This window comes from Stenotrophomonas rhizophila (assembly GCF_003651185.1).
GTDB lineage: Bacteria > Pseudomonadota > Gammaproteobacteria > Xanthomonadales > Xanthomonadaceae > Stenotrophomonas > Stenotrophomonas maltophilia_Z.
Map to the genome: position 1 here is coordinate 1,952,229 of NZ_RCDC01000004.1, position 23,609 is coordinate 1,975,837.

The following is a 23,609-nucleotide window of genomic DNA, read 5'->3' on the forward strand; positions in this document are numbered from 1 at the left end:
CGGGCCGCCGCGATGGCGGCCTCACTACGCTGGCCGACGACACCGGATCGCCGGCCAGCGACCGGCATTACCGGCCCTGGGTCACGCCAAGCTGGTCGAGCACGAACGCGTACGACTCGGCCAACTCGTGGTACCGCTGGAAGCGGCCGGATTTGCCGCCGTGGCCGGCGTCCATGTTGGTACGGAACACGATCGGGAAGTGGCCGGTGTTGTCATCGCGCAGCTTGGCCACCCACTTGGCCGGCTCCCAGTACTGCACCTGCGAATCCCACAGGCCAGTGCCGACGAACAGGGCCGGGTACGCCTGCTTGCTGACGTTGTCGTACGGCGAGTAGGTGAGCATGTAGTCGTAATACTCGCGCTGCTCCGGGTTGCCCCACTCGTCATACTCGTTGGTGGTCAGCGGGATGCTGGCGTCGAGCATGGTGGTGACCACATCGACGAACGGCACCTGGGCGACCATCACGCGATAGTCCTGCGGCGCCTGGTTGGCCACCGCGCCCATCAGAAGGCCACCGGCGCTGCCACCGGAGGCGGCGACGCGATCCTTGGCGGCATAGCCCTGGCGGACCAGTTCGCGGGTGACATCGACGAAATCGTTGAACGTATTCTGCTTCTTGAGCAGCTTGCCGTCCTCATACCACGCACGGCCCATTTCCTGGCCGCCGCGGATGTGGGCGATGGCATACACCACGCCGCGATCCAGCAGGCTGACCACGGTCTGGTTGAAGCCCGGGTCCATCGACATGCCGTAGCTGCCGTAGGCGTACTGGTACAGCGCGCCGGTGCCGTCCTTCTTGAAACCGTTGCGGTACACCAGCGACACCGGCACCTTGACGCCATCGCGGGCCGTCACCCACACGCGCTCGGTGGTGTACTGCGACGGGTCATAGCCGATCACCGGCTGCTGCTTGAGCTGGCGGCGTTCACCGGTGACGGTGTTGAGCTCGTAGGTGGTGGTCGGCGTGGTCAGCGAGGTGTAGGCGTAACGCAGCCACGGGGTGTCGTGCTCGCTGTTGGCGGCCAACCCCATCGAGTAGGCGGGCTCATCCGCCTTGACGTAATCCTGGCGGCCATCCGGGAACAGCAGGCGCACGCGTTCCAGGCCGTTGGAGCGCTCGGCGATCGCGGTGAAGCCGTCGAACAGTTCGAAGCCTTCGATCAGCACGGCGTCATCGTGCGCGACCCAGTCTTTCCACTGGCTGCGCGCGGTGGCATCGCTGGGCGCGGTGACGATCTTGAAGTTCTTCGCGTCCGCAGCGTTGGTGCGGATCACCCAACGGCCGTTGAAGTGGTCGGCATCGTATTCCACGTCGCGCGCACGCGGCGCCAGCACCGTGAACGCCTGCGGATCGGCAGCCGGGGCGTAGCGGGTTTCCGAGCTCACCGTGCTGTGCAGCTCGATGGTCAGGAAACGATCATCGCGGGTGCGGCCGACGCCCATGTAGAAGCTGTCGTCCTTCTCTTCATACACGAGCACGTCGCTGCTGGCCGGAGTGCCCAGGACGTGCTTTTTGACGCGCACCGTGAGCAGGGTGTCCGGATCATTCTCGACATAGAACAGGGTGCGGTTGTCATCGGCCCAGACCACGTTGGGCGAGACGTTCTCGATGCGATCCGGCAGCACCTCACCGGTACGCAGGTCCTTGAAACGGATCACGTACTGGCGGCGGCCGACATCGTCTTCGACCCAGGCCAGCAGGTGGTTGTCCTGGCTGACATCGGCATCGCCCACGTTGAAGTAGCCCTTGCCCTCGGCCATCGTGTTGATGTCGAGCAGGATTTCTTCCGGCGCTTCCATGCTGCCCTTGCGGCGCGCCTGGATCGGGTAATCCTTGCCGGTTTCGAAGCGGGTGTAATACCAGTAGCCGCGGTCACGCGAGGGCACGCTGGCATCGTCCTGCTTGATGCGGGCGACGATCTCCTTGTACAGGGTGTCTTCCAGCGGCTTGAGCGGGGCCACCACCTGATCGGTATAGGCGTTCTCCGCATTCAGATAGGCCAGCATCTTCGTGTCTTCGCGCTTGTCGTCGCGCAGCCAGTAGTAATCGTCGCTGCGGGTCGCGCCAAAGGGAGCCTTCACCGTGTGCGGGTGCTTCTCGGCGTCGGGCGGGGTCAGCGCGGGGGCGGCGTGCACGTTGGAGGTCATGAGGCTGGCAACCAGTAAACAAAGGGCGGGTTTCACGAGATAAGGCTCCTGGCGGGGGAATGCAATGGCGTCCGTGTCCGTGCAGTCTGTGCTGGCGAGTAGGCCAGCAGCAAGCCTGTCGTTGGTCACTGCGCCTATCATCAGGCCATGGATACTTCCCGCACGCCCCCGACCGGCACCGGCTACAGCCGCCGCAGCCAGGACATCGAACCCTTCCACGTGATGTCGCTGCTGGCCCGCGCGCAGGCGCTGGAGCAGGCCGGCCACGATGTGATCCACCTGGAGATCGGCGAGCCGGACTTCACCACCGCTGCACCGATCGTGCGCGCCGGCCAGGCCGCCCTGGCAGCCGGCCACACCCGCTACACCGCGGCCCGCGGCCTGCCCGCGCTGCGCGAGGCGATTGCGGGCTTCTACCAGGACCGCTACCAGGTGCAGATCGACCCCGAGCGGATCCTGGTCACCCCGGGTGGCTCGGGCGCGCTGTTGCTGGCCAGCAGTCTGCTGGTCGATCCCGGCAAGCACTGGTTGCTGGCCGATCCCGGCTACCCGTGCAACCGGCACTTCCTGCGGTTGGTGGAAGGGGCCGCGCAGCTGGTGCCGGTCGGGCCGGAGACGGCCTACCAGCTGACGCCGGAGCTGGTGGCACGGCAGTGGAACGCGGACAGCGTCGGTGCGCTGGTCGCCTCGCCGGCCAATCCGACCGGCACCGTGCTCTCGGCGGCGCAGCTTGCCGCGCTGTCGCAGTCGCTGAAGGCACGCGGCGGGCATCTGGTGGTGGATGAGATCTACCACGGCCTCACCTACGGCATGGACGCGGCCAGCGTGCTGCAGGTCGATGACGAGGCGTTCGTCCTCAACAGCTTCTCGAAGTATTACGGGATGACCGGCTGGCGCCTGGGCTGGCTGGTCGCGCCGCCGCAGGCGGTGCGTGAGCTGGAGAAGCTCGCGCAGAATCTGTACATCAGCGCCTCCAGCATCGCCCAGCATGCCGCGCTGGCCTGTTTCGAGCCGGCGTCCATCGCGATTTTCGAACAGCGCCGCGCCGCGTTCCGCGCGCGTCGCGATTACCTGCTGCCGGCGCTGCGTGCGCTCGGCTTCCGGATCGAAGTGGAACCGGAAGGCGCGTTCTATCTCTACGCCGACGTGAGTGCGTTCACCGATGACGCGCAGGCGTTCTGTGCGCATTTCCTGGAAACGGAGCATGTGGCGTTCACCCCAGGCCTGGACTTTGGCCACCACCGCGCCAACGCGCATGTGCGGCTGGCCTACACGCAGGACGTGCCGCGCCTGGAAGAGGCGGTGCGCCGGATCGCGCGCGGGCTGGAGACATGGGTGCGTTGAGCGGCCCATAAAAAAACGCCACGCATCGCTGCGTGGCGCTGAAAATGGGGTGGAGCCAACCTGACGCCCCACCACCCGGAGTCCACCCCAGGGGGCTACAACGTCCGCGGCAGGCTCACTCCCTGCCGGCTGCTCGACTGCCCCTGGCTGTCGAGCACCCCGAGCTTACTTGGAGAGTTGCTCCCACAGGAAGCTATAGGCCAACGCCGACATATGCGCGGCCTGCGCATTGTTCGCCGCGCCGCCGTGACCGCCTTCGATATTCTCGTAGTAGGTCACGTCCTTTCCGGCGTCGATCATCATCGCCGCCATCTTGCGGGCATGCGCCGGATGCACGCGGTCATCGCGGGTGGAGGTGGTGAACAGCACCGGCGGGTAGGTCTTGCTGGCGTCGAACAGGTGGTACGGCGAGAAGGTCTTGATGAACGCCCAATCGGCCGTGTCTGGATTGCCGTATTCGGCCATCCACGACGCGCCGGCCAGCAGGTGGCTGTAGCGCTTCATGTCCAGCAGCGGCACCTGGATCACCACCGCGCCGAACAGTTCCGGGTACTGGGTCAGCATGTTGCCGGTGAGCAGGCCACCGTTGCTGCCGCCCTGCACGCCCAGGTGCTTGGCCGAGGTGATCTTGCGGCTGACCAGATCGCGGGCGACCGCGGCCATGTCTTCGTAGGCCTTGTGACGGTTCTGCTTGAGCGCCGCCTGGTGCCAGCGCGGGCCATACTCGCCACCGCCACGGATGTTGGCGACCACGTATACACCGCCCTTCTCCAGCCACGCGCGGCCCATGCCACCGGAGTAGGACGGGGTCAGCGAGATCTCGAAGCCACCGTAGCCGTACAGCAGGGTCGGGTTGGAGCCGTCCAGCTTCATGTCCTTGCGGTGCACCACGAAGTACGGCACGCGGGTGCCATCCTTGCTGGTGGCGAAGTGCTGCTCGATCACCTTGCCGTCGGCGTTGAAGAACGTCGGCATGGTCTTGAGCACTTCAGGCTGCTTGCCGATCTCGGCGATGGCCAGGGTGGTCGGGGTCAGGTAATCGGTGACGGTCATCCACACCGCATCGCTGTCATCGGCGTCGACCGCACTGACGGCCACGGTGCCGAACGACGGCGCGCCGGTGAAGGCCGTCGTCTTCCAGCCGCTGTCGCCCGGCGTCAGCACGCTCAGGCGGCTTTTGACGTCGTCCAGCACGTTCAGGACCAGATGGTTCTTGGTCCAGCTGGTGCCGGCCAGCGAGGTGGTGTCGGTCGGCGCGAACAGCACGTCGAAATCACGCTTGCCGGCGAGGTAATCGTCCAGCTTGGTGGCCAGCAGCGAACCGGCGGTGTAGGTCTTGCCGCCAACGGTCCACGGCTCACGCAGCTCCAGGGTCAGCCATTGTTTGCGCAGGCCCTTCTCGGCCGAGTTCGGCGCATCGATCTTGGTCAGCGTGCCATCGTCGGCGCGCAGGTAGATCTCGTTGTTGTAGAAGGCCAGCGTGCGGCTGACCAGGTTGCGCTCGTAGCCGGGGGTATCGTCGTGCATGGCCGCGATGTACATGTCATCGGGCTTGCCCTCGTACACCATCGAAGCGGAGGCCATCGGGGTGCCGCGCTTCCACAGCTTGGCCACGCGCGGATACCCCGAGGTGGTCATCGTGCCGGCACCGAAATCGGTATAGACGAACACGGTGTCACGGTCGATCCAGTTCAGGCCACCCTTGGATTCGGGGCGGAAGAAGCCGTCCTTGATCCAGGTCTTGTTGGCCAGATCGAACTCGCGGGTGACATCGGCATCGGCGCCGCCGCGCGACAGCGCGATCAGGCAGCGCGAATAATCCGGGCGCAGGCAATCCGCGCCGTGCCAGACCCAGTTCTCGCCCTCGGCCTTGTTCAGTGCATCCAGATCCAGCACGGTTTCCCACTGCGGCGAGGCCTTGCGGTACTCGGCCAGGGTGGTGCGACGCCAGAGGCCGCGCTCGTGCTGCTTGTCCTTCCAGAAGTTGTAGTAGTAGTCACCGATCTTCTGCACGCCCGGAATCTTGGCGTCGGAATCGAGCACCTCGCGGATGCTGGTCTCCATCTGCTTGAACGCCGGGGTCGCGGCCAAGCGGCCTTCGGAACTGGCGTTCTGTTCCTTGACCCACGCCAGCGGCTTGTCGCCGGTGACGTCTTCAAGCCAGGCGTACTTGTCCGCCGGGGCGTCAGCGGCCATGGCAGTTCCCGCCGCCCCGGCGGAGATCAGACCTGCCACCAGGCAGGCGGAAGCGAATCGTGACATTGGAGCTCCAGACAGTCATAGCCTTGGGACGCTATCACACCGGCTGGCCGCGGCTCACGTGTCGAAGGTCAGGCCGCGCCGGACGCGCGAGCGGGCGGCTGCGACGTCGCGCCTGCGGGCCCCGGCGGCGGCGCGCGCCGTGGGTGAGCAGGCCGGCCAGCGGCAGGCGGAAGCGATGCAGGCTCCACCAGGCCATCAGCGGCATGCCGATCAGCCACATCGGCAGCCAGCCGATCCACTCGCTATGCCCCCGCGCGGCGGGCCAGACCAGGACCAAAGCCATCCCGGCAAGGACGGCCTGCCTGACGCAGCGCAGCACGCGGGGATCGGGACGGTCGGACGAACGTGGGGAAGACGACAGGGTCATGACACAGCTCCGTGCGAAAGTGATGCGTCACCTTGCCGCGCCGCCATCTCAAGGGCTGCGACCTTGCAGGGGACGCGACAGGTGGGATGTCCGGCGAGCGGCTGCATGAATCGGTCACACAACCGCTGCGCCGGCATTGACGTTCTCCGCTGTCCCACCCACCATGCCTCTGCCAGCCACTGGAGCCACCCGCCGCATGTCTTCGAACCGCCCGCTTCGCGCTGTCCTGTTGGTCTCCTCGCTGGCATTGCTGTCAGCCTGTGCGTTCCGCCATGAGACCAAACCGGAACCCGCGCCGACCCCGGTCGCGGTCGACAGCGCCAATGCGCCGATCGACCTGCAGCGGTTCATGGGCACCTGGTATGTGATCGGCCGCGTGCCGAACCCGGTCGAGCGTGGCCACGTCGGCAGCGTCAATCAGTTCCGCCTGCGCGGCGACCAGAAAGTATCCATCACCTACCGCTACCGCGATGGCTTCTCCGAGCCGCAGCAGGAACTGACCGTCCGCGCCTCGGTGGACGAGAAGAGCGGCAACCACAACTGGCGCACCTGGTTCTACAAGATCGTGCCGACCCATACCCGCGTACTGGAAGTGGCGCCGGATTATTCGTGGGCGATGCTCGGCTACCCGGGCCGCGAGATGGCCTGGATCTTCGCGCGCCAGCCGGACATGGACAAAGAGCTCTACAAGGAGCTCGCCACCCGCCTGCGTGACGATTACGGGGTCAACACCGACAAGCTCAAGCGCGTGCCGCAGCACCCCGAGCAGGTGGACCGGCTGGGCTTTGAAGTGCCGAACGTCCGGTAAGGGCGGCGGTCAGGCCGCCTCGCGCGGCTGCACCCTGCGCTCGATTTCCTGACGGGTCGGCAGCGTCTTCAGATCGTACTCGGCCTGGAGGGCCAGCCACGACGCGGCGTCGAGGATGGCGTACCGACCAACGGTCGGTACCGAGCGGTTATTTCCGGCTGTAGTGCGAGACCAGGCGGTCGCCGATCATCTGCAGGATCTGCACCAGCACCAGCAGCAGGACCACGGTGACCAGGGCCACGTCGGTGTGCGAGCGCTGGTAGCCATCGCGGAAGGCCAGGTCGCCCAGGCCGCCCGAGCCGATCGCGCCCCCCATCGCGGTGAAGCCGATCAGCGCGATCACCGTGACCGTGGCGCCGGCGATCAGGCCCGGTCGCGCTTCGGGCAGCAGCACCCGGGTGACCAGCTGCCACGTGGTGGCGCCCATCGCCTGGGTTGCTTCGATCACGCCACGGTCCACTTCGCGCAGCGCGGTTTCGACCAGGCGCGCATAGAACGGCGCCGCGCCGATCACCAGCGGCACGATCGCGCCGCGGACGCCCAGCGAGGTGCCCATCATCCACAGCGTGAGCGGGATCAGCACGATCATCAGGATGATGAAAGGCACCGAGCGCAGCAGGTTCACCAGCAGCGCCAGCGCCCCATACAGCACCGGCTTGCGGTGCAGCTGCGGCGAGCCGGTCAGGAACAGCAGTACGCCCAGCGGCAGGCCGATCAGCAGCGTCAGCGGCAGTGAGCCGCCGAGCATCAGCAGGGTATCCAGCGTGGCCTGGCCGATATCGGCCCATTTGCCGGCGTCGAGATGGCGGAAGAACCCGCCTGCGGTGGCCAGGATCATCGGCGCAGCTCCTCAAGGTGGACACCGGCAGCGACGAAGCCCGCCTGCGCGGCCTGCACATCGCCCCCGACCAGCGACACGGTCAGCTGGCCATACGGGGTGTCCTTGATCCGGTCGATGCGGCCGGACAGGATGTTGTAGTCCACGCCGGTCTCGCGCGCGATGCGCCCCAGCAACGGTTCGTAGGTGTCGGCGCCGAGGAAGGTCAGGCGCACGATGCGCCCGGCGACAGCCTCGAAGTCCTTGTGCAGTTCGCCCTCGTCGACCTGCTCGGACTCGCTGACGAAGCGGAGGGTGGTCGGGTGCTGCGGGTGCAGGAACACCTCGGTGACCGGGCCGGTTTCGACCAGGTGGCCGGCATCGAGCACCGCGACGCGGTCGCAGACGCGGCGGATCACGTCCATCTCGTGGGTGATCAGCACGATGGTCAGGCCCAGCTCGCGGTTGATCCTGCCCAGCAGCTTGAGCACCGAGGCGGTGGTCTGCGGGTCCAGCGCACTGGTGGCCTCATCGCACAGCAGGATCTGCGGGCGGGTGGCCAGGGCGCGGGCGATGCCGACGCGCTGCTTCTGGCCACCGGACAACTGCGCCGGATACTTGTTGGCGTGCGCTTCCAGGCCGACGGTACGCAGCAGTTCGTCCACGCGCGCGTCGATCTCCGCGCGCGGCGTGCCGGCCAGCTCCAGCGGGAAGGCGACATTGGAGGCTACGGTGCGCGACGAGAGCAGGTTGAAGTGCTGGAAGATCATGCCGATCTTCCGGCGCAGCACCCGCAGGCCCTCGGCATCGAGCGCGGTGACATCCTCGCCGTTGATCAGCAGCCGGCCGCCGGTGGGCTCCTCGAGCCGGTTGATCAGCCGGATCAGGGTCGATTTGCCCGCACCGGAATGGCCGATGATGCCGAACACTTCGCCGGCCTCGATGGTCAGGTCCAGCGGCTGCAGCGCGGCAATCGCGCGGCCGCCGACGGCATAGGATTTGTGCAGGCGCTGGAACTCGATCACTTCGCGGTCAACCGGGCATCGACGGGAGGGGGCGTGCAGCCTACCAGCGCGGGGCGGCCCTGACCCGTGCGGTTGCGCGGAATGATATTCCGTTTGGTTCTAAGAGGCCGTGATCCGGCCAGCCAGCGGGCGCCGGCCGGGCTCAGGGGTGGTCCAGCGGCCGGGGCGGCTGGACCCGGCGCACCCGCTCACGGTGCAGCAGGTACAGGCCCGAGGCGACGATGATCGCCGCGCCCAGCCAGGTCACCTGGTCGGGCAGCACGCCCCAGAACAGCAGGTCCCAGCCGATCACCCAGACCAGCCCGGTGTACTCCAGCGGCGCGATCATCGAGGCTTCCCCCAGCTGGAAAGCACGGGTCAGGGCGACCTGCCCCCCTGCCCCGGCCAGGCCCATGCCGGCGATCAGCGCGGCATGGCCCAGTTGCAGCGGCTGCCAGTCCGGGATCGCCAGCAGGCCGGCGCCGACGGCCATGATCACCAGGAACCACACCACCATCGACTGCGGGGTGTCGGTACGGGTCAGCATGCTGACCGTGATCGCGGCCAGGGCATAGGCGGTGGCGGCCAGCAGCACCATCAGGCCCGGGAAGGAAATGATCCCGCCGACACCGGGGCGCAGCACGACCAGCACGCCGACCAGGCCGATGCCGATGGCGATCCAGCGGCGCGGGCCCACGTGCTCGCCGAGCAGCGGCACCGAGAGCGCGGCGATCAGCAGCGGGGCGACGAAGTAGATGGTGTAGGCGGTGGACAGCGGCAGGCTGCGCAGGGCATAGACGAAGCAGCCGATCATCACCATGCCGAGCACGCCGCGCAGCAGGTGCAGGACCCAGCGCCTGGGCACCAGCGAGCGCGGGCCGGCGGTGGCCAGCACCCAGACCAGCACGAACGGCAGCGAGGCCGCGCCGCGCAGGAAGGTGACCTGCAGGGTGGGATAGCTGGCCGACAGCTGCTTCATGCCGGCATCCATCAGCGAAAAGCAGGCGACGGCGATCAGCATCCAGGCGACGGCGCGGGTGGGGGATTTCTGCGTGTTCATGGCCCATTATCGCCGGCTTGGCCGGCCCGTCCATGGCGGCTTGATAGAATGGGGGCATTCACCCGTTGGAGTTTGCCCATGCCCTCTTTTGACGTTGTTTCCGAAGTCGACACCCACGAGCTGACCAACGCGGTCGACCAGGCCAACCGCGAGCTGTCCACGCGTTTCGATTTCAAGGGCGTGGACGCGAAGTTCGTGCTGGAGGACAGCGTGATCACGCAGTCCGCGCCGAGCGATTTCCAGCTGCAGCAGATGACGGACATCCTGCGTCAGCGCCTGACGGCGCGGAAGATCGATGCGGCGTGCCTGGAGTTTGGTGATATCGAAAGCAATCTGGCCGGTGCGCGGCAGAAGATCACGGTGAAGCAGGGGATCGAGCAGAAGGTGGCCAAGAAGATCGCAGCGACGATCAAGGAGGCCAAGTTGAAGGTGGACAGTCAGATCAATGGCGACAAGCTGCGGGTGACGGGCAAGAAGCGCGATGATCTGCAGGATGCGATGGCGCTGTTGCGGAAGGAGACCTTCGAGGTTCCGCTGCAGTTTGATAACTTCCGCGATTGATCTTGGCCGGACGGCTGTAGCGAAGGGCGCCAGCGAAGGGCGCCGCTGTTTGTTGCCGAGGGGCTTTCGTTGTCTTTGGCGCTGGCAGCTCATCGCAGAAGGCTGGCGATTCATTGGCGAGGGCTGCGGCGGGTAGGGCCTGGCCTTGCCCGGACCCGCCGAACCCATCCATGGGGGCTCATGTCGCGGCATCCATGCCGCTCATGGTCCGGGCAAGGCCAGGCCCTACCCGCCGCCCCGACGCTTTCTCGGCGGACGGGCGAGCAAAGCGGTAGTGCCGGCCCGTGGCCGGCAACCTCGTTGCGCAGATCGAAAAGATGCGGCTTCCGGCGTGTTTACCGCCGGGCGCTGGTTACTACGCGCGAATCAGCTTGTACAGCGTCGTGCGTGAGATGCCGAGCTGACGTGCGGCGGCACTGACGTTGCCCTGGTGGGCAGCCACGGTCTCGCGGACGTGCTGTGTGTTCTGCGCGCGCAGTGATGCGTTCGTGGCGTTGGCATGCTGCACATCGAGCTTCACGCCGGCATGCGGTGCGAGCGGTCCGCGCAGGTACTGGACGTGCACGGCGGTGTCGTCATCCAGGCGGACGCGGTGGGCGGGGCCGCTCTGCAGCAGGCGGCGGCGCTGGTGGATGCTGGCGCCGGCGAACAGGCCCTCGAGGGTGAGCAGGGGCAAGGCTCCGCGTCGTGGGAGTCCGAACAGGCGGCGGGCCACGCGGTTGGCGGCACGCACGCGGCCGTCTTCTTCGATGGCCAGCAGTCCCTGCAGCGGTGAGTGCAGCCAGCGGGTGTCGTGTTGCACGGCCAGCAGGTGGCAGGGACGGTGGTCCTGCATGAGGCGGTTCTCGGCCGACAGCGCGGCCTGGCGGAAGTAGCCGTGCAACAGCTCGGCATCGCGCTCGCCGGTGCCGGTGATATCCAGTGCGCCCAGCACTTCGCCATCCAGCCCATGCAGCGGGACGCTCAGGCAGAACACCGAGGCGAAGCGGTCGAGATAGTGCTCGTTGCCGCGCACCAGGGCGGGCGCGTCTTCGGCCAGGCTGCAGGCCGGTGCGGTGGTGCCGATGTCGATTTCGCGAAGGCGGCGACCGATCTGGATCGGGCGCAGTACCGGGACGTCGGCCAGGCCGTGTTCGCGCTGGGCGATGACCAGGCCATCGGCGTTGACGCAGAACAGGGTCCATTGGCGGCCACCGAAGGCGGCCCAGAGGTGGTCCATGTCCTCGCGCACACAGCGTGCGAGGCGGCGGTCGGCAGGGTCGTCCAGGCGCGTGGCAGCCGCGGCAAGAGGCGCGTAGTACGGCTCCTGCCGCGGCTGCACCCCGGCCTGGCGCGAACGCTCCCAGGAGCGCTGCACCGGCGGGCTGACCACGCTGTCCATCAGCGCGCCGCCCTCGGCGAAGCGCTGACGGGCGGCGGCCAATACCTGCTGCTGTTCCAGAACCATCGCGGCCATCGGTCGATCTCCACCTCGGACCGACAGCCTACTCCCGCAAAGCTGACTGGTACGTCGTCGCAGGCATGCACGCCTGCGACGGACCGTTTCACCCGCCGATGGTCAGGATCGGCTTGAGGGTGACACCGCGGGTGCTGTCCTCGGCGGCCTGGTTGATCTGATCCAGCGGGTAGAACTTGACCAGCTTGTCGAACGGGAAGCGGCCCTGCTGGTACAGCTGCACCAGCTGCGGAATGAACACCTTGGGCACGCTGTCGCCTTCGACGATGCCGCGGATGCTGCGCCCGCCGAGCAGCAGGTTGTTGACGTCGAACTCGGCCTTGGTGCCCAGCTTCGGCGCGCCGACCACGCCGATCACCCCCAACCCGCCGAGTGCCTCGATGCCCTGCGCGAGCACCTCCGGACGACCGGTGGATTCCAGTGCGAAGTTCGCGCCGCCGCCAGTGATTCCGCGCACCGCTTCAACCACATCGACCTCGCGGCTGTTGATCACGTGCGTGGCGCCCAGTTCCTTGGCCAGCTCCAGGCGCGAAGGCACCACATCGATGGCGATGATGGTGGTCGCACCGGCCACGCGTGCGGCCATTACCGCGCTCAGCCCGACCGCGCCGGCACCGAAGCTGGCGAAGCTGCTGCCGGCGGTCACCTTGAGCGAGTTGATCACCGCACCGGCACCGGTCTGGATGCCGCAACCAAGCGGGCCAAGCAGCTCTATCGGCGCATCATCGGGCACCTTGATCGCGTTGTTTTCGCGGCTCAGTGCGTAGGTGGCGAAGGAGGACTGCGCGAAGAAGTGATCGTGCAGCGGGTGGCCGTCCGGATCCTGGATCGCGGTGGAGCCGTCCAGCGCACCGCCACCGAAGTTCAGGCCGAAGAAATCCTTGCAGTAGGCACCGTGGCCGCCGCTGCAGGGGTTGCAGTGGCCGCAGGCGCCGTAGGTCAGCACGACATGGTCGCCAACCTTGAGGTCCTTCACGCCCGGGCCGAGTGCTTCGACGATGCCCGCGCCTTCATGGCCGAGCACCGCCGGCAGCGGCACGGGGTAGTACTGGTCCCGCACGATCAGGTCGGTATGGCACAGGCCGGTGGCGACCACGCGGACCAGCACTTCATCGTCCTGTGGGCCACGGATGCGCGCCTTCTCGATCGTGAAGGGCTGTTCTTTTTCGCGCACCACGGCCACGGTGATGTCGCGCAGTTCTGCTGTTGCAGTCATGAGGTTCTCCTGGATCAGATCGGGTACGCGGGGGCTTCGCCCTTGACGGTCATCCACTGCCACTGGGTGAACTCGTCGATGTTGGACGGGCCACCGATGCTGGTGCCGTTGCCCGAGGCGCCGACGCCACCGAAGGGATTGATCACTTCATCGTTCACGGTCTGGTCGTTGATGTGCAGCAGGCCGGTGCGCAGCCGTTCGCCCAGCTTCAGCGCGCGGCCCACGTTGCTGGACACGATCGCCATCGACAGGCCGTACTCGCTGTCGTTGGCCAGCTCCACCGCCTCGTCATCGGTATCGAACGGCACCACGACCGCGACCGGCGCGAAGATCTCTTCGTGGAAAGCCGGGTTGTCGCGGCTCACATCGCTGAGCACGGTCGGCTCGAAGTACAGATCCTTGTAGCCACCACCGGTTGCCAGGGTGGCACCGGCGGCCTGCGCCTGGGCAACGATGCGCGCGGCGTGGTCGCGCTGCTGGGCATTGATCAACGGCCCGATCGCCACCTCGCCGTCGGCCGGATTGCCGACCTTGAGCGATCTGGCCTTGGCCACCAGCTTTTCCAGGAAGCGCGCATGGATGCTGCGCTGGACCAGCACGCGGCCGGTGGCCATGCAGATCTGGCCCTGGTGCAGGTAGACGCCCCACGCCGTGTTGGCGATGGCCAGATCCATGTCCGCATCGTCGAGCACGATCAGCGAGTTCTTGCCGCCCAGTTCCAGCGACACCTTCTTCAGGTGTTTACCCGCCGCTTCACCGACCTTGCGCCCGGCAGCGGTGGAGCCGGTGAACTGGATCATCGCAATGTTCGGGTCACTGGTCAGCGCCGCGCCGGCCGCGCCATCCCCCGGCAACACGTGCAGCAGGCCAGCAGGCAGGCCAGCCAGTTCGAACAGGCGTGCGATCACGAAGCCGCCGCACACGGCGGTGCGCGGATCGGGCTTGAGCACCACCGCATTGCCCAGCGCCAGTGCCGGCGCCACCGCACGCATGGCCAGATACAGCGGGAAATTGAACGGCGCAATCACACCCACCACGCCCAGAGGGCGGCGGCGCGCCAGATTCAGACGGCCCGGTTCGGACGGCAGCACTTCGCCGATGCTGCGCGAGGGCAGTGCCGCCGCTTCATGCAGCGCCTTGGTGTTCACCTTGGCCTCGAAGCCGGCCTTGAGCTGGGTGGAGCCACTTTCGCGGACCAGCCACTGCACGATCTCGTCATTGTGCTCTTCGGCCAGTTGGGCGGCGCGGCGCAGGATCTGCGCGCGGGTGTCATACGGGGCACTGGCCCAGTCGCGCTGTGCGTTGGCGGCGGTGGCGGCGGCGCGCGCGATCTGCGCCGGGTCGGCCATCGCGATCTCGCCGAGGCGTTCGCCGGTGGCGGGCTCGACCACGTCCTGGGTGCCAGCACCCCGGCTCCACTGACCCTCGAACAGCTTGCCGGACCACGTGGCCGTCGGCAGGAATGCGTGTGTTGCCATCACTGAGAACTCCTTGCGTCGTGTACCCGGCCATTGGATACCTGCGGCGGGCCACTGCCTATTGGCCGTTGGCTCGATCACTGCAAGTGATTGCCGGATAAGGATTTATCAGGATGACGGGTGTCCAGTTAATGGACAGTGGAGCCGAGCATCCGCCCGCTTCACCGCCGCGCCGTACAATCAACGGCCCCAGCCAGCGACACCGCCCGCCATGAACGATGCTTCCCCCACTGCCACCCACGACCCCATTGCCGAGACCCGGAAATGGCTGGAGCAGATCGTCATCGGCCTGAACCTGTGCCCGTTCGCCAAGGCGGTGTACGTGAAGGACCAGGTGCGGTTCGTGCTCAGCGATGCGACCACCCCGGAAGCCCTGGTGGAAGAGCTGGCCGAAGAGCTGATCCTGCTGCGCGATACGCCAGCCGAACAGATCGACACCACGCTGATCGTGCATCCGGACGTGCTGACCGATTTCCTGGACTACAACGACTTTCTCGACAACGCCGATGCCGCGATCGAGGCACTGGATCTGCAGGGCATCCTGCAGGTGGCCAGCTTCCATCCGCAGTACCAGTTCGCCGGCGCGGCGCCGGATGACGTGAGCAACTACACCAACCGTGCGCCCTACCCGACCCTGCACCTGCTGCGCGAAGACAGCGTCGAGCGCGCCGTCGCCGCGTTCCCGGATCCGGACGTGATCGTGGAGCGCAACATCGACACGCTGGACAAGCTCGGCATCGAAGGCTGGACGCGCCTGCTGGGCCGCAACGACATGCCGCCGTGCCACTGACTCCGGCCATTCTCGACTGGCCGGCACAGCCGCTGCGCGATCGCGTGGTGCTGATCACCGGTGGCGCGCAGGGCGTGGGCCGCGGCATCGCGCAGTCGGTGCTAGGCGCCGGCGGCAGCGTGATGATCGCCGACCTGGATGCCGATGCCGGCAAGGCGTGTCTGAAGGAGTGGGCACTGCCGGAGCGCGCGGCGTTCCAGCGCGCGGATGTGGCCAGCGAACGCAGCGTGCAGGCGCTGATCAAGGCGACGCTGAAGCGCTTCGGCCGCCTGGATGGCCTGGTCAACAATGCCGGCATCGCCAGTGCCCACGGCACGCCCTTGGCGGAGATGCCGCTGGCCGAGTGGCAGCGCCGCCTCTCCAGCCTGCATGGCGCTTTCCTGTGCAGCAAGCACGCCCTGCCCGCCCTGCGCGAGCATGCCGGCGCGATCATCAACATCGCCTCGACGCGTGCGTGGCAGTCCGAACCGGACAGTGAAGCGTATGCCGCGGCCAAGGGCGGGCTGGTCGCCTTCACCCATGCGCTGGCGTTGAGCGAAGGCCCCGCCGTGCGGGTCAACAGCATCAGCCCCGGCTGGATCACCACCGACGCCTGGCAGGCGCCCTCACGGCGGCGCACGCCAACGCTTTCCCGCCGCGATCATGCGCAGCACCCGGTCGGCCGCGTTGGCCAGCCGCCGGACATCGGCGCGCTGGCGGTATTCCTGCTCTCGGACCTGGCCGGTTTCATCACCGGCCAGGACCACATCGTCGACGGCGGCATGAGCCGGAAGATGATCTACGCGGAGTGAGCCACGTGCCGCCCGATCACGCGGCCGCAGTCACACCATCCCGTTATGCCGCAGCAGCGCGTCCACCGTCGGCGCGCGCCCACGGAACGCGGCGAAGTTCTCGGCGGCACTCCGGCTGCCACCCCGCGAGAGCACCTCATCGCGGAACCGTTGACCGGTCTCGGTCACCTTGTCCGGCGCTTCCTCGAACGCGGCATAGGCATCGGCGCTGAGCACCTCGGCCCACTTGTAGCTGTAGTAGCCCGCCGCATAGCCACCGGCAAAGATGTGGCTGAACTGATTGGGGAAGCGATTCCAGGCCGGCGGCCGGTTGACCGCTACTTCATCGCGCACCCGCTCCAGCAGCGCCTGCACACTGTCCTGGGTCGGGTCGAACTCGCTGTGCAGCTGCATGTCGAACAGCGCGAATTCCAGCTGACGCACGGTGAACATGCCGCTCTGGAAATTGCGTGCGGCCAGCATGCGGTCAAACAGCGCACGCGGCAGCGGCTCGCCGGTGCTCACGTGTGCGGTCATCGCCTGCACGCGGTCCCATTCCCAGCAGAAGTTCTCCATGAACTGGCTCGGCAGTTCCACCGCGTCCCACTCCACGCCGTTGATGCCGGCCACGCCAAGCTCACCGATGCGGGTCAGCAACTGATGCAGGCCATGCCCCATTTCATGGAACAGCGTGGTCACATCGCTGTGGCTGAAGGTGGCCGGCTGGCCCTCGGCACCCTTGCCGAAGTTGCAGACCAGGTACACCAGCGGCGTCTGCACACCGGCCGCGGTCTCGCGGCGGTTGCGGCAATCATCCATCCACGCGCCACCGCGCTTGCCTTCGCGCGCGTACAGGTCCAGATAGAACTGCCCCACCAGCGCGCCCTGCGCATCGACCACCCGGAAGAAACGCACGTCCGGATGCCACACCGGCGCACTATCCGGCTGCACCTCCAGGCCATACAGGCTGCGGATCACACTGAACAGGCCATCGAGCACCTTCGGTTCGGTGAAATACTGCTTCACGTCCTGCTCGGAATAGCTGTAACGCGCCTGCTTCAGCTTTTCCGCAGCAAAGGCCAGGTCCCATGCCTCCAGCGCCGGCATGCCCAGTTCGTCGCGGGCGAACGCCTCCAGCTCGGCACGGTCGCGCTGCGCGTACGGCTTGGCGCGCGCGGCGAGATCGCGCAGGAAGCCCAGTACCTGAGGCGCATCCTCAGCCATCTTGGTGGCGATCGAATACTCGGCGTAGTTGGCGAAGCCCAGCAGTGCGGCCAGCTCCGCACGCAACGCCAGCACGCGATCGATGTTGCCGCTGTTGTCCAGCGCGGCATCGCCGAACTCGGAGGCGCGCACCGCGTTGGCGCGATACAGCGCCTCGCGCAGCGGGCGATGTTCGGCGTAGGTCTGCACGGGGATGTAGCACGGCATCTGCAGCGTCAGCTTCCAGCCGGCCAGGCCGTCTTTCTCCGCCGCGCTGCGGGCAGCGGCGATCACGTCGTCCGGCAGGCCAGCCAGTTCGGCGCGGTCGTCCACGTGCAGCGACCAGGCATCGGTCGCATCAAGCACATTCTGCGAGAACGTCGCCGACAGCGCGGACAGCTCCTCGCGGATCGCGCTGTACCGCGCCTTGCCGGCGTCATCGAGTTCAGCGCCACCCAGGCGGAAATCGCGCAGCGCGTTCTCCAGCACCTTGCGACGTGCCGGGCCGTATTGCGTCGCTTCCGGCGTGGCGGCTAGGGCGCGGTACTGTTGGTAGAGCGCCAGGTTCTGGCCCAGTGCGCTGCCGAAGCGTGTCACCTTGGGCAGGGTTGCGTTGTAGGCCTCGCGCAGCGCCGGGGTGTTCACCACGGCCTGCAGGTGGCCGACCTGGCCCCACGCGCGCCACAGGCGCTCGGTAGCGTCGTCCAGCGGCTCGGCGAAGCTTGCCCAGGTCACCGGGGAGACGGTCTCGGCGGTTTTCACCGCGGCCTCGGCGTCGGCCAGCAGGGCATCGATCGCCGGGGCGATGTGCTCGGGCTGGATCGCATCGAAACGCGGCAGGCCGGAAAAATCGAGCAGGGGGTTGGTGGGGGTCACAGGCATCTCCAGACAACGGGGCCGCTGCAGCGGCATCACCCCACGATATGGCATTGCCCCCCGCCCCGCACAAGGCCCCGGCGTACGCCGATGGGCCAGGTTCACGCCAGAGCCGGTGCCGCGCTCAGTACAGCGTTTCCAGCGAGACGCAGGGCAGCACCGGCAGCCCCTGCCCGGCCACTGCGGCCGCGAGCACCGTATCGGCGCCATCCACGTCGATGCCCTGCGTCGGATACCACGCGGGGTTGTAATAGCTGTGTGCGTAACGATCGCCGCTGTCGCACAGGATGGTCACGATCGAGCCGCTGCGGCCTGCCTGACGCATCAGCTGCGCGGCCTGAAGCACGCCGATGAAATTGGTCCCGGTCGAGCCGCCGACACGACGGCCCAGCTGGCGGGTGACGTGGCGCATCGCGGCCAGGCTCAGCGCATCGGGCACCTTGACCATCGCATCGACACTGGTCGGAATGAAGCTCGATTCCACCCGCGGCCGGCCGATGCCTTCCACCCGCGAGCCCCCATTGCAGGTCAGCTCGCGCCAGGGCTGGCCGGCCAGCGCGGCGCAGTAGCCGTCGTAGAACACGGAGATTTCCGGGTCCGCACACAGGATGCGGGTGTCATGCCGGCGGTAGCTCACATAGCGGCCCAGCGTGGCCGCCGTGCCGCCGGTACCGGGGCTGCACACGATCCACTCGGGCACCGGATGCGGCTCCTCGGCCATCTGCTTGAAGATCGATTCGGCGATGTTGTTGTTGGCGCGCCAGTCAGTGGCACGCTCGGCGTAGGTGAACTGGTCCATGAAGTGGCCACCGGTTTCGCGGGCCAGCGTTTCCGAATCGCAGTTCAGGTCGCAGGCGCGCTCCACCAGATGGCAACGGCCGCCGTGGAATTCGATCGCCGCGATCTTCTCCGGCGAGGTGGTGGCCGGCATCACCGCGATGAAGGGCAGCCCCAGCAGGCGCGCGAAGTATGCCTCGGACACCGCCGTGGAACCGCTGGACGCCTCGATCACCGGGCGCCCCTCGCGCAGCCAGCCATTGGCCAGCGCATACAGGAACAACGAGCGCGCCAGGCGATGCTTCAGGCTGCCGGTGGGGTGGCTGGACTCGTCCTTGAAATACAGGTCGATGCCCTCGAACCCGGGCAGGTCCATCGGAATCAGGTGGGTATCGGCCGAACGGTTGAAATCGGCGTCGATCTTGCGGATGGCCGCGGCTACCCATTCACGCTGGGACATGGATGAACACTTGAAGGAAGGCTGAGCAGATTCTACTGCGTCCGTCCCGGCGGTACCGGAATGGCCGGGTTTGCCGGGCGGCGATGCTATGGTGAGCGCCGGTCCCGAACCTGCCTCCGCCCTGCGCTTGCCTCGCTCCCTGACGCTCCTGCTGCTGTGCCTGACGCTGATCGCCAGTGCGGTCGGTTCGGCGTGGGCCGCCACGGCCATGGCGATGCCCACCGCGGTGGCCTGCAGCAGCGCTGCCGAGCGCAGCTGCCATGACACGGCCCCGGGGCTGCACGCCGACGAAGACGTCGGGCAGCCCGGCCCTGCCGCCGGGTGTGTGGACGATGATCACTGCGACTGCCCACAACAGGGCACAGTGCTGCTGCCCGCCGCGCTGCCGTTGCTGATGGGCCTGCCGCGATCCACGGCGCCCCTGCCCGCCATTGCCGGCCGGAGCAGCCTCGCACCCGACCGGCGGATCCGCCCTCCCATCGCCTGATCCGCCGCTGACGGCCGGCCACCTCACGGGCGACCGATGCCGACGCTGCCTGCCTCGTCTGCCGCCCGCCGCACAGCGCGAGGGTGGCGACCGCATGCACCTCGCCATGGCGAAACCGTCAGCAGCGCGCCACTGCAGTCATCGCATCGCCTCCCCACCCCGACCGCGATGTCTGCGACGTGGCCCGGCCCTCCGTCTGCAGCCCCGTCTCCGTCCACCTTTTCAATCATCTTCTCGAAGGATTCCCATGCGCCTGTTCACCCTGCTGCCCGTAGTCGCCCTGCTTGCCGCCGCGCCGACCGCACTGGCCCAGTCGGCCCACGCCGGACACGATCACCACGCCGGCCACGCCAAGCCCCCCGCTGCGACACCGACCAGCAAGCACGCGGCCGCGTTCAAGCAGCTCGACCGTGACAACGACGGCTTCATCCGCCGCAGCGACCTGCCTGCCGAGCATCCCTTGCTGCCGCACCTGGACATGAGCGATCGCAACCGCGATGGCAAGCTCGATGCGAAGGAATTCGACACCGGCATGAACATGCTTTGACCCCGGCGACCGCGCACGGCAACGCTGCCGTGCGCGGCCATCTCCATAGAAAGGAAACGTCATGAACTTCTTCAACAGGACCGCGCTGCCGGCCCTCGCGCTGTTCAGCACCACCCTGCTGGTCAGCGCCTGCCAGGCAGCGCCCGGTACCACCACCGCAGGCACAGCGTCGGTGTCGCCGCCCTCCGTCGCGGCGGCAACGCAGGACCTGCCCCTGATCACCGTGCACAAGAGTCCGGACTGTGGCTGCTGCGGCGTATGGGTCGAGCACGGCCGCGCCGCCGGCTTCCCGGTGCGGGTCAACGACACCGAGGACATGCTCGCCATCAAGCAGCGCCTGGGCATTCCCGACGAGATGCTCTCCTGCCACACCGCCGAAGTGGAGGGTTACGTGGTGGAAGGCCATGTTCCGGTCGCCGATATCCAGCGCCTGCTGAGCGAACGCCCCACGGCGCGCGGCCTGGTGCTGCCTGGCATGCCGATCGGCTCGCCTGGCATGGAATCGCCGGATGGCTACCGGCAGTCGTTCACGGTCGGATTGCTGGAACAGGACGGCAAGGTCAGCGGGTTCTCGCAGCACCCCTGATCCGCATCGCCCTGCCGGCACACGGCCGGCAGGGCCTGACCGATCAGATCTTGAAGTCGTCGTAGGCGATCCGCGCCTCGTCGACGCCCAGCCGCTGCAGCAGTTGGCGCGTGGCCGCCAGCATCGCCGGCGGTCCGCACAGGTAGAACTCGCAGGCGGACAGCTCCGGATGCGCCTGCAGCAGATGCGCATGCATCACCTCGTGCACATGAGCCGCCGCGCCATCCCTGCCTGCCCACGCACCGCCGGCCTGCTCCGACCACACAGGGTGCCAGCTGAAGTTGGCATGCCGCTGGGCCAGCGCCTGCATCTGCAGGTCATACGGGCAATCGCGTGCGTTCCGGGCGCCGTACCAATAGTGGATACGCTCCTGCCCTCCTTCGCCGAGCCGCTGGTGAATCATCGCCCGCAGCGGTGCCATGCCGGCCCCGGCACCGATGAACACCTTCTCGCGCGCGGCCCCACTCAAGGCGAAATCACCGAAGGGGCCGCTGTAGCGCACACGGTCACCCTCGCGCAGCGTGTACAGATACGTGGAGCCCTTGCCCGGCGGATGCCGCTTGTTGTCCTGCCAGCCGGGACTGAACCGTGCAAGCAGCAGCAGCCGCCCCTGCACATCGCCCACGGGCGAGGACAGCGAGTACGACCGGCGCACCTCGCTGCGGTTGTGCAGCGTCGGCGGCAGCGACAGCCTGTCCCAGTCCTGCCGGTGTTCGGCGGGATGCCACAGCCCGCTGCGCGCCACCGTGTACTCGGGGACATGCAGCTGCAGATAGCAGCCCGGCTGGAACTGCGCATCGGCCGGATGGTCGGGGCGCAGATGGATCTCGCGCAGGAACGGCGTCACCGCCTCCACCTTTTCAACGGTTGCCCAGTGCTCGGTCCAGAGGCTGGCACCACCGGCGACTTCGATCTCCAGATCCTCATCCACCGCCAGGTTGCAGGCCAGTCGGCTGCCCACCTTGAGCTTGGCCGCCGGCAGGTGCGCACGATCGGCCGCGGTGGCCCGCGACGCCGCCCCACGCACGCGGACCTCGCACAACCCACAGCTCTGCCCACCGCCGCAGTTGGAGGGGAGGTGGACACCTTCGCGGGCCAGCGCCACGTACACACTGTCGCCGCTGGCCGCGGTGACCGTGCGCAGATGCGTGCCACCGGGCGCGAACACCGCCAGCTGGCGTCGGCGCCGCCAGCGCCGCGGGATGAACTCGCGCAGGTGAACGCTGGCCACCAGCAGCCACAGACCGGTCAACGACAGCCACAGCCCCCCGATGCCCATGCCGACCACAAGGGGATTGTTGAAGTTGGCGCGCTCGGTGTAATCCATGATGTGCAACATCCAGAAGATGTCGAACAGGCGCCAGGTATCGTTGCGGTGCTCCAGCACCTGGCCGCTCTGGGCCGAGACGTACACCGAGGTACCGGCCTCATCCCCGAAATCCACGCGCCAGACCGGATCGGGATGGGCGCGTGTTTCCAGCGTTTTCTCGAGATGGACCGGATCGGCCGGCACGCCACTGCCGCGATACGAGGCCTGTGCCAGCCGCAGGGCCCAGCGCGGGTCGATCTCGATGCGCTTGCCGCTGTGCGCATCGATCAGCTCGGTGCCCTGGGGTGACAGCAACCGGTACACCGGCTGGTCCAGCAGCCAGCCGGTATCCAGTGTGGCCGCCTCGTTGCGTGCGGCCCGCAGCGCCTCGGCCGGCGCCAGCGTCGTGGCCGGCCAGGCCGGCAGCGCGGGCTCGGCCGCGCGGTGCGCGGTGCCGTTGATCTTCTGCGGGTCCAGCAGGCTCATCATCAGGCCGCTGCCGAGCCAGAGCAGGAACTGCAGGCCGACGATCAACCCGAGCCATCTGTGCAGCGTGCGCATCCACGGTGTCATGCCGACCTCCGCGAACCGAAGCTGTAGAACAGCAGCCACACGCCACTGAGCGCGAAGCCAAGCCCGGCGATGGCAGCGATGCGCAGCAGCAGGTTGTTGACGTCCGTGCGGTTTTCGTAATCCATGATGTGGAACATCCACAGGAAGTCGAACCAGCGCCACAGGCTGTGCCGGCGCGCCAGCAGATCACCGCTGGCCGGCGACAGGTAGAGCGTGGTGTCGCCGCGGTCGGCAAAATGCACCGCCCACATCGGCACCGGCCGGGTCTTCGCTTCGGCGGGGGCCCGGGTGATCCATTCCACGCGGCTGACCTGCCCGTCTCCCTGATACAGCGATTGCGCCAGTGCGATCGCCTGGTCCCGGTCCAACGGCGGCAGCCGCTCGCCGGTCCGCGCGTCCACCAGGAATCTGCTGGTGGCGTCGCGTACATCGAACACCTCTCGCTCCAGGACATGCGTGAGCCGGAACGAACGCAGCCCGGGATAACGCGTGGTCAGCTCGGCCGGGGCGACCCGTTCGCTGGCGCGTGGCAGGACCTCGCCATGCGCATGCGCCAGGTGATCGCCATGGATCACGTCCAGCGGCACCACCGTCATGTAGACGCCACTGAGCATCCACAGCAGGGCCTGCACGCCCACGATCAGGCCGATCCATTTGTGGGCACGTCGTGCCCAGAATGCGGGTTTCATCGTCTTCATCCTCTCTCAGG

The 23,609-nt window shown here is 67.4% G+C and carries 21 protein-coding genes; 8 read left to right on the forward strand and 13 right to left on the reverse strand.

Going from position 1 to position 23,609, the window contains the following annotated elements:
- Positions 1–67: 67 nt before the first annotated feature.
- On the reverse strand, positions 68–2,185 hold the full coding sequence (locus BCL79_RS08645; protein ID WP_121039977.1) for a S9 family peptidase: 2,118 nt from the start codon (positions 2,183–2,185) through the stop codon (positions 68–70).
- A gap of 111 nt (positions 2,186–2,296) precedes the next feature.
- On the opposite strand from BCL79_RS08645, the gene BCL79_RS08650 reads away from it, so the two are divergent.
- On the forward strand, positions 2,297–3,493 hold the full coding sequence (locus tag BCL79_RS08650; RefSeq protein WP_121039980.1) for a pyridoxal phosphate-dependent aminotransferase: 1,197 nt from the start codon (positions 2,297–2,299) through the stop codon (positions 3,491–3,493).
- Positions 3,494–3,658: 165 nt separating this feature from the next.
- Here BCL79_RS08650 and BCL79_RS08655 read toward each other — a convergent pair whose 3' ends face one another.
- Both BCL79_RS08655 and BCL79_RS08660 read right to left on the reverse strand, forming a co-directional pair.
- Positions 3,659–5,755, reverse strand: a complete 2,097-nt coding sequence (locus tag BCL79_RS08655) for a prolyl oligopeptidase family serine peptidase (protein ID WP_121039983.1) — start codon at positions 5,753–5,755, stop codon at positions 3,659–3,661.
- 34 nt (positions 5,756–5,789) lie between these two features.
- Positions 5,790–6,116, reverse strand: coding sequence for a hypothetical protein (locus BCL79_RS08660; protein ID WP_226956616.1), 327 nt, complete (start codon positions 6,114–6,116; stop codon positions 5,790–5,792).
- 202 nt (positions 6,117–6,318) lie between these two features.
- On the opposite strand from BCL79_RS08660, the gene BCL79_RS08665 reads away from it, so the two are divergent.
- Positions 6,319–6,930 (forward strand): lipocalin family protein, encoded by a 612-nt coding sequence (locus tag BCL79_RS08665; protein WP_121039989.1) that lies wholly within the window; start codon positions 6,319–6,321, stop codon positions 6,928–6,930.
- Positions 6,931–7,078: 148 nt separating this feature from the next.
- On the opposite strand, the gene BCL79_RS08675 is transcribed toward BCL79_RS08665, so the two are convergent.
- The 3 genes from BCL79_RS08675 to BCL79_RS08685 all read right to left on the reverse strand — a co-directional run bounded on the left by BCL79_RS08675 (position 7,079) and on the right by BCL79_RS08685 (position 9,811).
- Entirely contained in the window at positions 7,079–7,768 is a 690-nt protein-coding gene (locus BCL79_RS08675) for a methionine ABC transporter permease (RefSeq protein ID WP_121039992.1), read from the reverse strand.
- A complete protein-coding gene (locus BCL79_RS08680; protein WP_121039995.1) occupies positions 7,765–8,772 on the reverse strand; it encodes a methionine ABC transporter ATP-binding protein in 1,008 nt (335 codons plus the stop codon). The genes BCL79_RS08675 and BCL79_RS08680 overlap by 4 nt, the downstream gene beginning before the upstream one ends.
- Positions 8,773–8,914: 142 nt before the next feature.
- The gene (locus BCL79_RS08685) at positions 8,915–9,811 is read right to left on the reverse strand and encodes a DMT family transporter (protein WP_121039998.1); all 897 of its coding nucleotides are present in this window, start codon (positions 9,809–9,811) and stop codon (positions 8,915–8,917) included.
- Between the two features lie 78 nt (positions 9,812–9,889).
- On the opposite strand from BCL79_RS08685, the gene BCL79_RS08690 reads away from it, so the two are divergent.
- Entirely contained in the window at positions 9,890–10,372 is a 483-nt protein-coding gene (locus BCL79_RS08690; RefSeq protein WP_121040001.1) for a YajQ family cyclic di-GMP-binding protein, read from the forward strand.
- A 355-nt stretch (positions 10,373–10,727) separates the two neighbouring features.
- Here BCL79_RS08690 and BCL79_RS08695 read toward each other — a convergent pair whose 3' ends face one another.
- From BCL79_RS08695 to BCL79_RS08705, 3 genes are all read right to left on the reverse strand, one after another.
- Complete coding sequence (locus BCL79_RS08695) at positions 10,728–11,828, reverse strand: helix-turn-helix domain-containing protein (protein WP_121040004.1); 1,101 nt, start codon at positions 11,826–11,828, stop codon at positions 10,728–10,730.
- Between the two features lie 88 nt (positions 11,829–11,916).
- Positions 11,917–13,044, reverse strand: coding sequence for an NAD(P)-dependent alcohol dehydrogenase (locus BCL79_RS08700; RefSeq protein ID WP_121040007.1), 1,128 nt, complete (start codon positions 13,042–13,044; stop codon positions 11,917–11,919).
- Between the two features lie 14 nt (positions 13,045–13,058).
- Positions 13,059–14,522, reverse strand: a complete 1,464-nt coding sequence (locus BCL79_RS08705) for a benzaldehyde dehydrogenase (protein ID WP_183073705.1) — start codon at positions 14,520–14,522, stop codon at positions 13,059–13,061.
- A 211-nt stretch (positions 14,523–14,733) separates the two neighbouring features.
- Between BCL79_RS08705 and BCL79_RS08710 the strand changes: the two genes are divergently transcribed.
- Together BCL79_RS08710 and BCL79_RS08715 are read left to right on the forward strand one after the other, a co-directional pair.
- Positions 14,734–15,312 carry a DUF1415 domain-containing protein gene (locus BCL79_RS08710; protein ID WP_121040013.1) on the forward strand — a complete coding sequence of 193 codons (579 nt, stop codon included), beginning with the start codon at positions 14,734–14,736 and terminating at the stop codon, positions 15,310–15,312.
- Complete coding sequence (locus BCL79_RS08715; protein WP_121040016.1) at positions 15,303–16,103, forward strand: SDR family oxidoreductase; 801 nt, start codon at positions 15,303–15,305, stop codon at positions 16,101–16,103. Before BCL79_RS08710 ends, BCL79_RS08715 begins: the two co-directional genes overlap by 10 nt.
- A 30-nt stretch (positions 16,104–16,133) precedes the next feature.
- Here BCL79_RS08715 and BCL79_RS08720 read toward each other — a convergent pair whose 3' ends face one another.
- Together BCL79_RS08720 and BCL79_RS08725 are read right to left on the reverse strand one after the other, a co-directional pair.
- On the reverse strand, positions 16,134–18,167 hold the full coding sequence (locus BCL79_RS08720) for a M3 family metallopeptidase (RefSeq protein WP_121040019.1): 2,034 nt from the start codon (positions 18,165–18,167) through the stop codon (positions 16,134–16,136).
- 118 nt (positions 18,168–18,285) lie between these two features.
- Positions 18,286–19,398 (reverse strand): PLP-dependent cysteine synthase family protein, encoded by a 1,113-nt coding sequence (locus BCL79_RS08725; protein WP_088433788.1) that lies wholly within the window; start codon positions 19,396–19,398, stop codon positions 18,286–18,288.
- Positions 19,399–19,525: 127 nt separating this feature from the next.
- Between BCL79_RS08725 and BCL79_RS08730 the strand changes: the two genes are divergently transcribed.
- The 3 genes from BCL79_RS08730 to BCL79_RS08740 all read left to right on the forward strand — a co-directional run bounded on the left by BCL79_RS08730 (position 19,526) and on the right by BCL79_RS08740 (position 21,018).
- The gene (locus BCL79_RS08730; RefSeq protein ID WP_183073706.1) at positions 19,526–19,885 is read left to right on the forward strand and encodes a CopL family metal-binding regulatory protein; all 360 of its coding nucleotides are present in this window, start codon (positions 19,526–19,528) and stop codon (positions 19,883–19,885) included.
- Between the two features lie 247 nt (positions 19,886–20,132).
- A complete protein-coding gene (locus BCL79_RS08735; RefSeq protein WP_183073707.1) occupies positions 20,133–20,432 on the forward strand; it encodes a hypothetical protein in 300 nt (99 codons plus the stop codon).
- Between the two features lie 61 nt (positions 20,433–20,493).
- The gene (locus BCL79_RS08740) at positions 20,494–21,018 is read left to right on the forward strand and encodes a DUF411 domain-containing protein (RefSeq protein ID WP_183073708.1); all 525 of its coding nucleotides are present in this window, start codon (positions 20,494–20,496) and stop codon (positions 21,016–21,018) included.
- 43 nt (positions 21,019–21,061) lie between these two features.
- On the opposite strand, the gene BCL79_RS08745 is transcribed toward BCL79_RS08740, so the two are convergent.
- Together BCL79_RS08745 and BCL79_RS08750 are read right to left on the reverse strand one after the other, a co-directional pair.
- Complete coding sequence (locus BCL79_RS08745; RefSeq protein WP_121040027.1) at positions 21,062–22,900, reverse strand: 2Fe-2S iron-sulfur cluster-binding protein; 1,839 nt, start codon at positions 22,898–22,900, stop codon at positions 21,062–21,064.
- A complete protein-coding gene (locus BCL79_RS08750) occupies positions 22,897–23,589 on the reverse strand; it encodes a PepSY domain-containing protein (RefSeq protein WP_121041249.1) in 693 nt (230 codons plus the stop codon). The genes BCL79_RS08745 and BCL79_RS08750 overlap by 4 nt, the downstream gene beginning before the upstream one ends.
- Between the last annotated feature and the right edge of the window lie 20 nt (positions 23,590–23,609).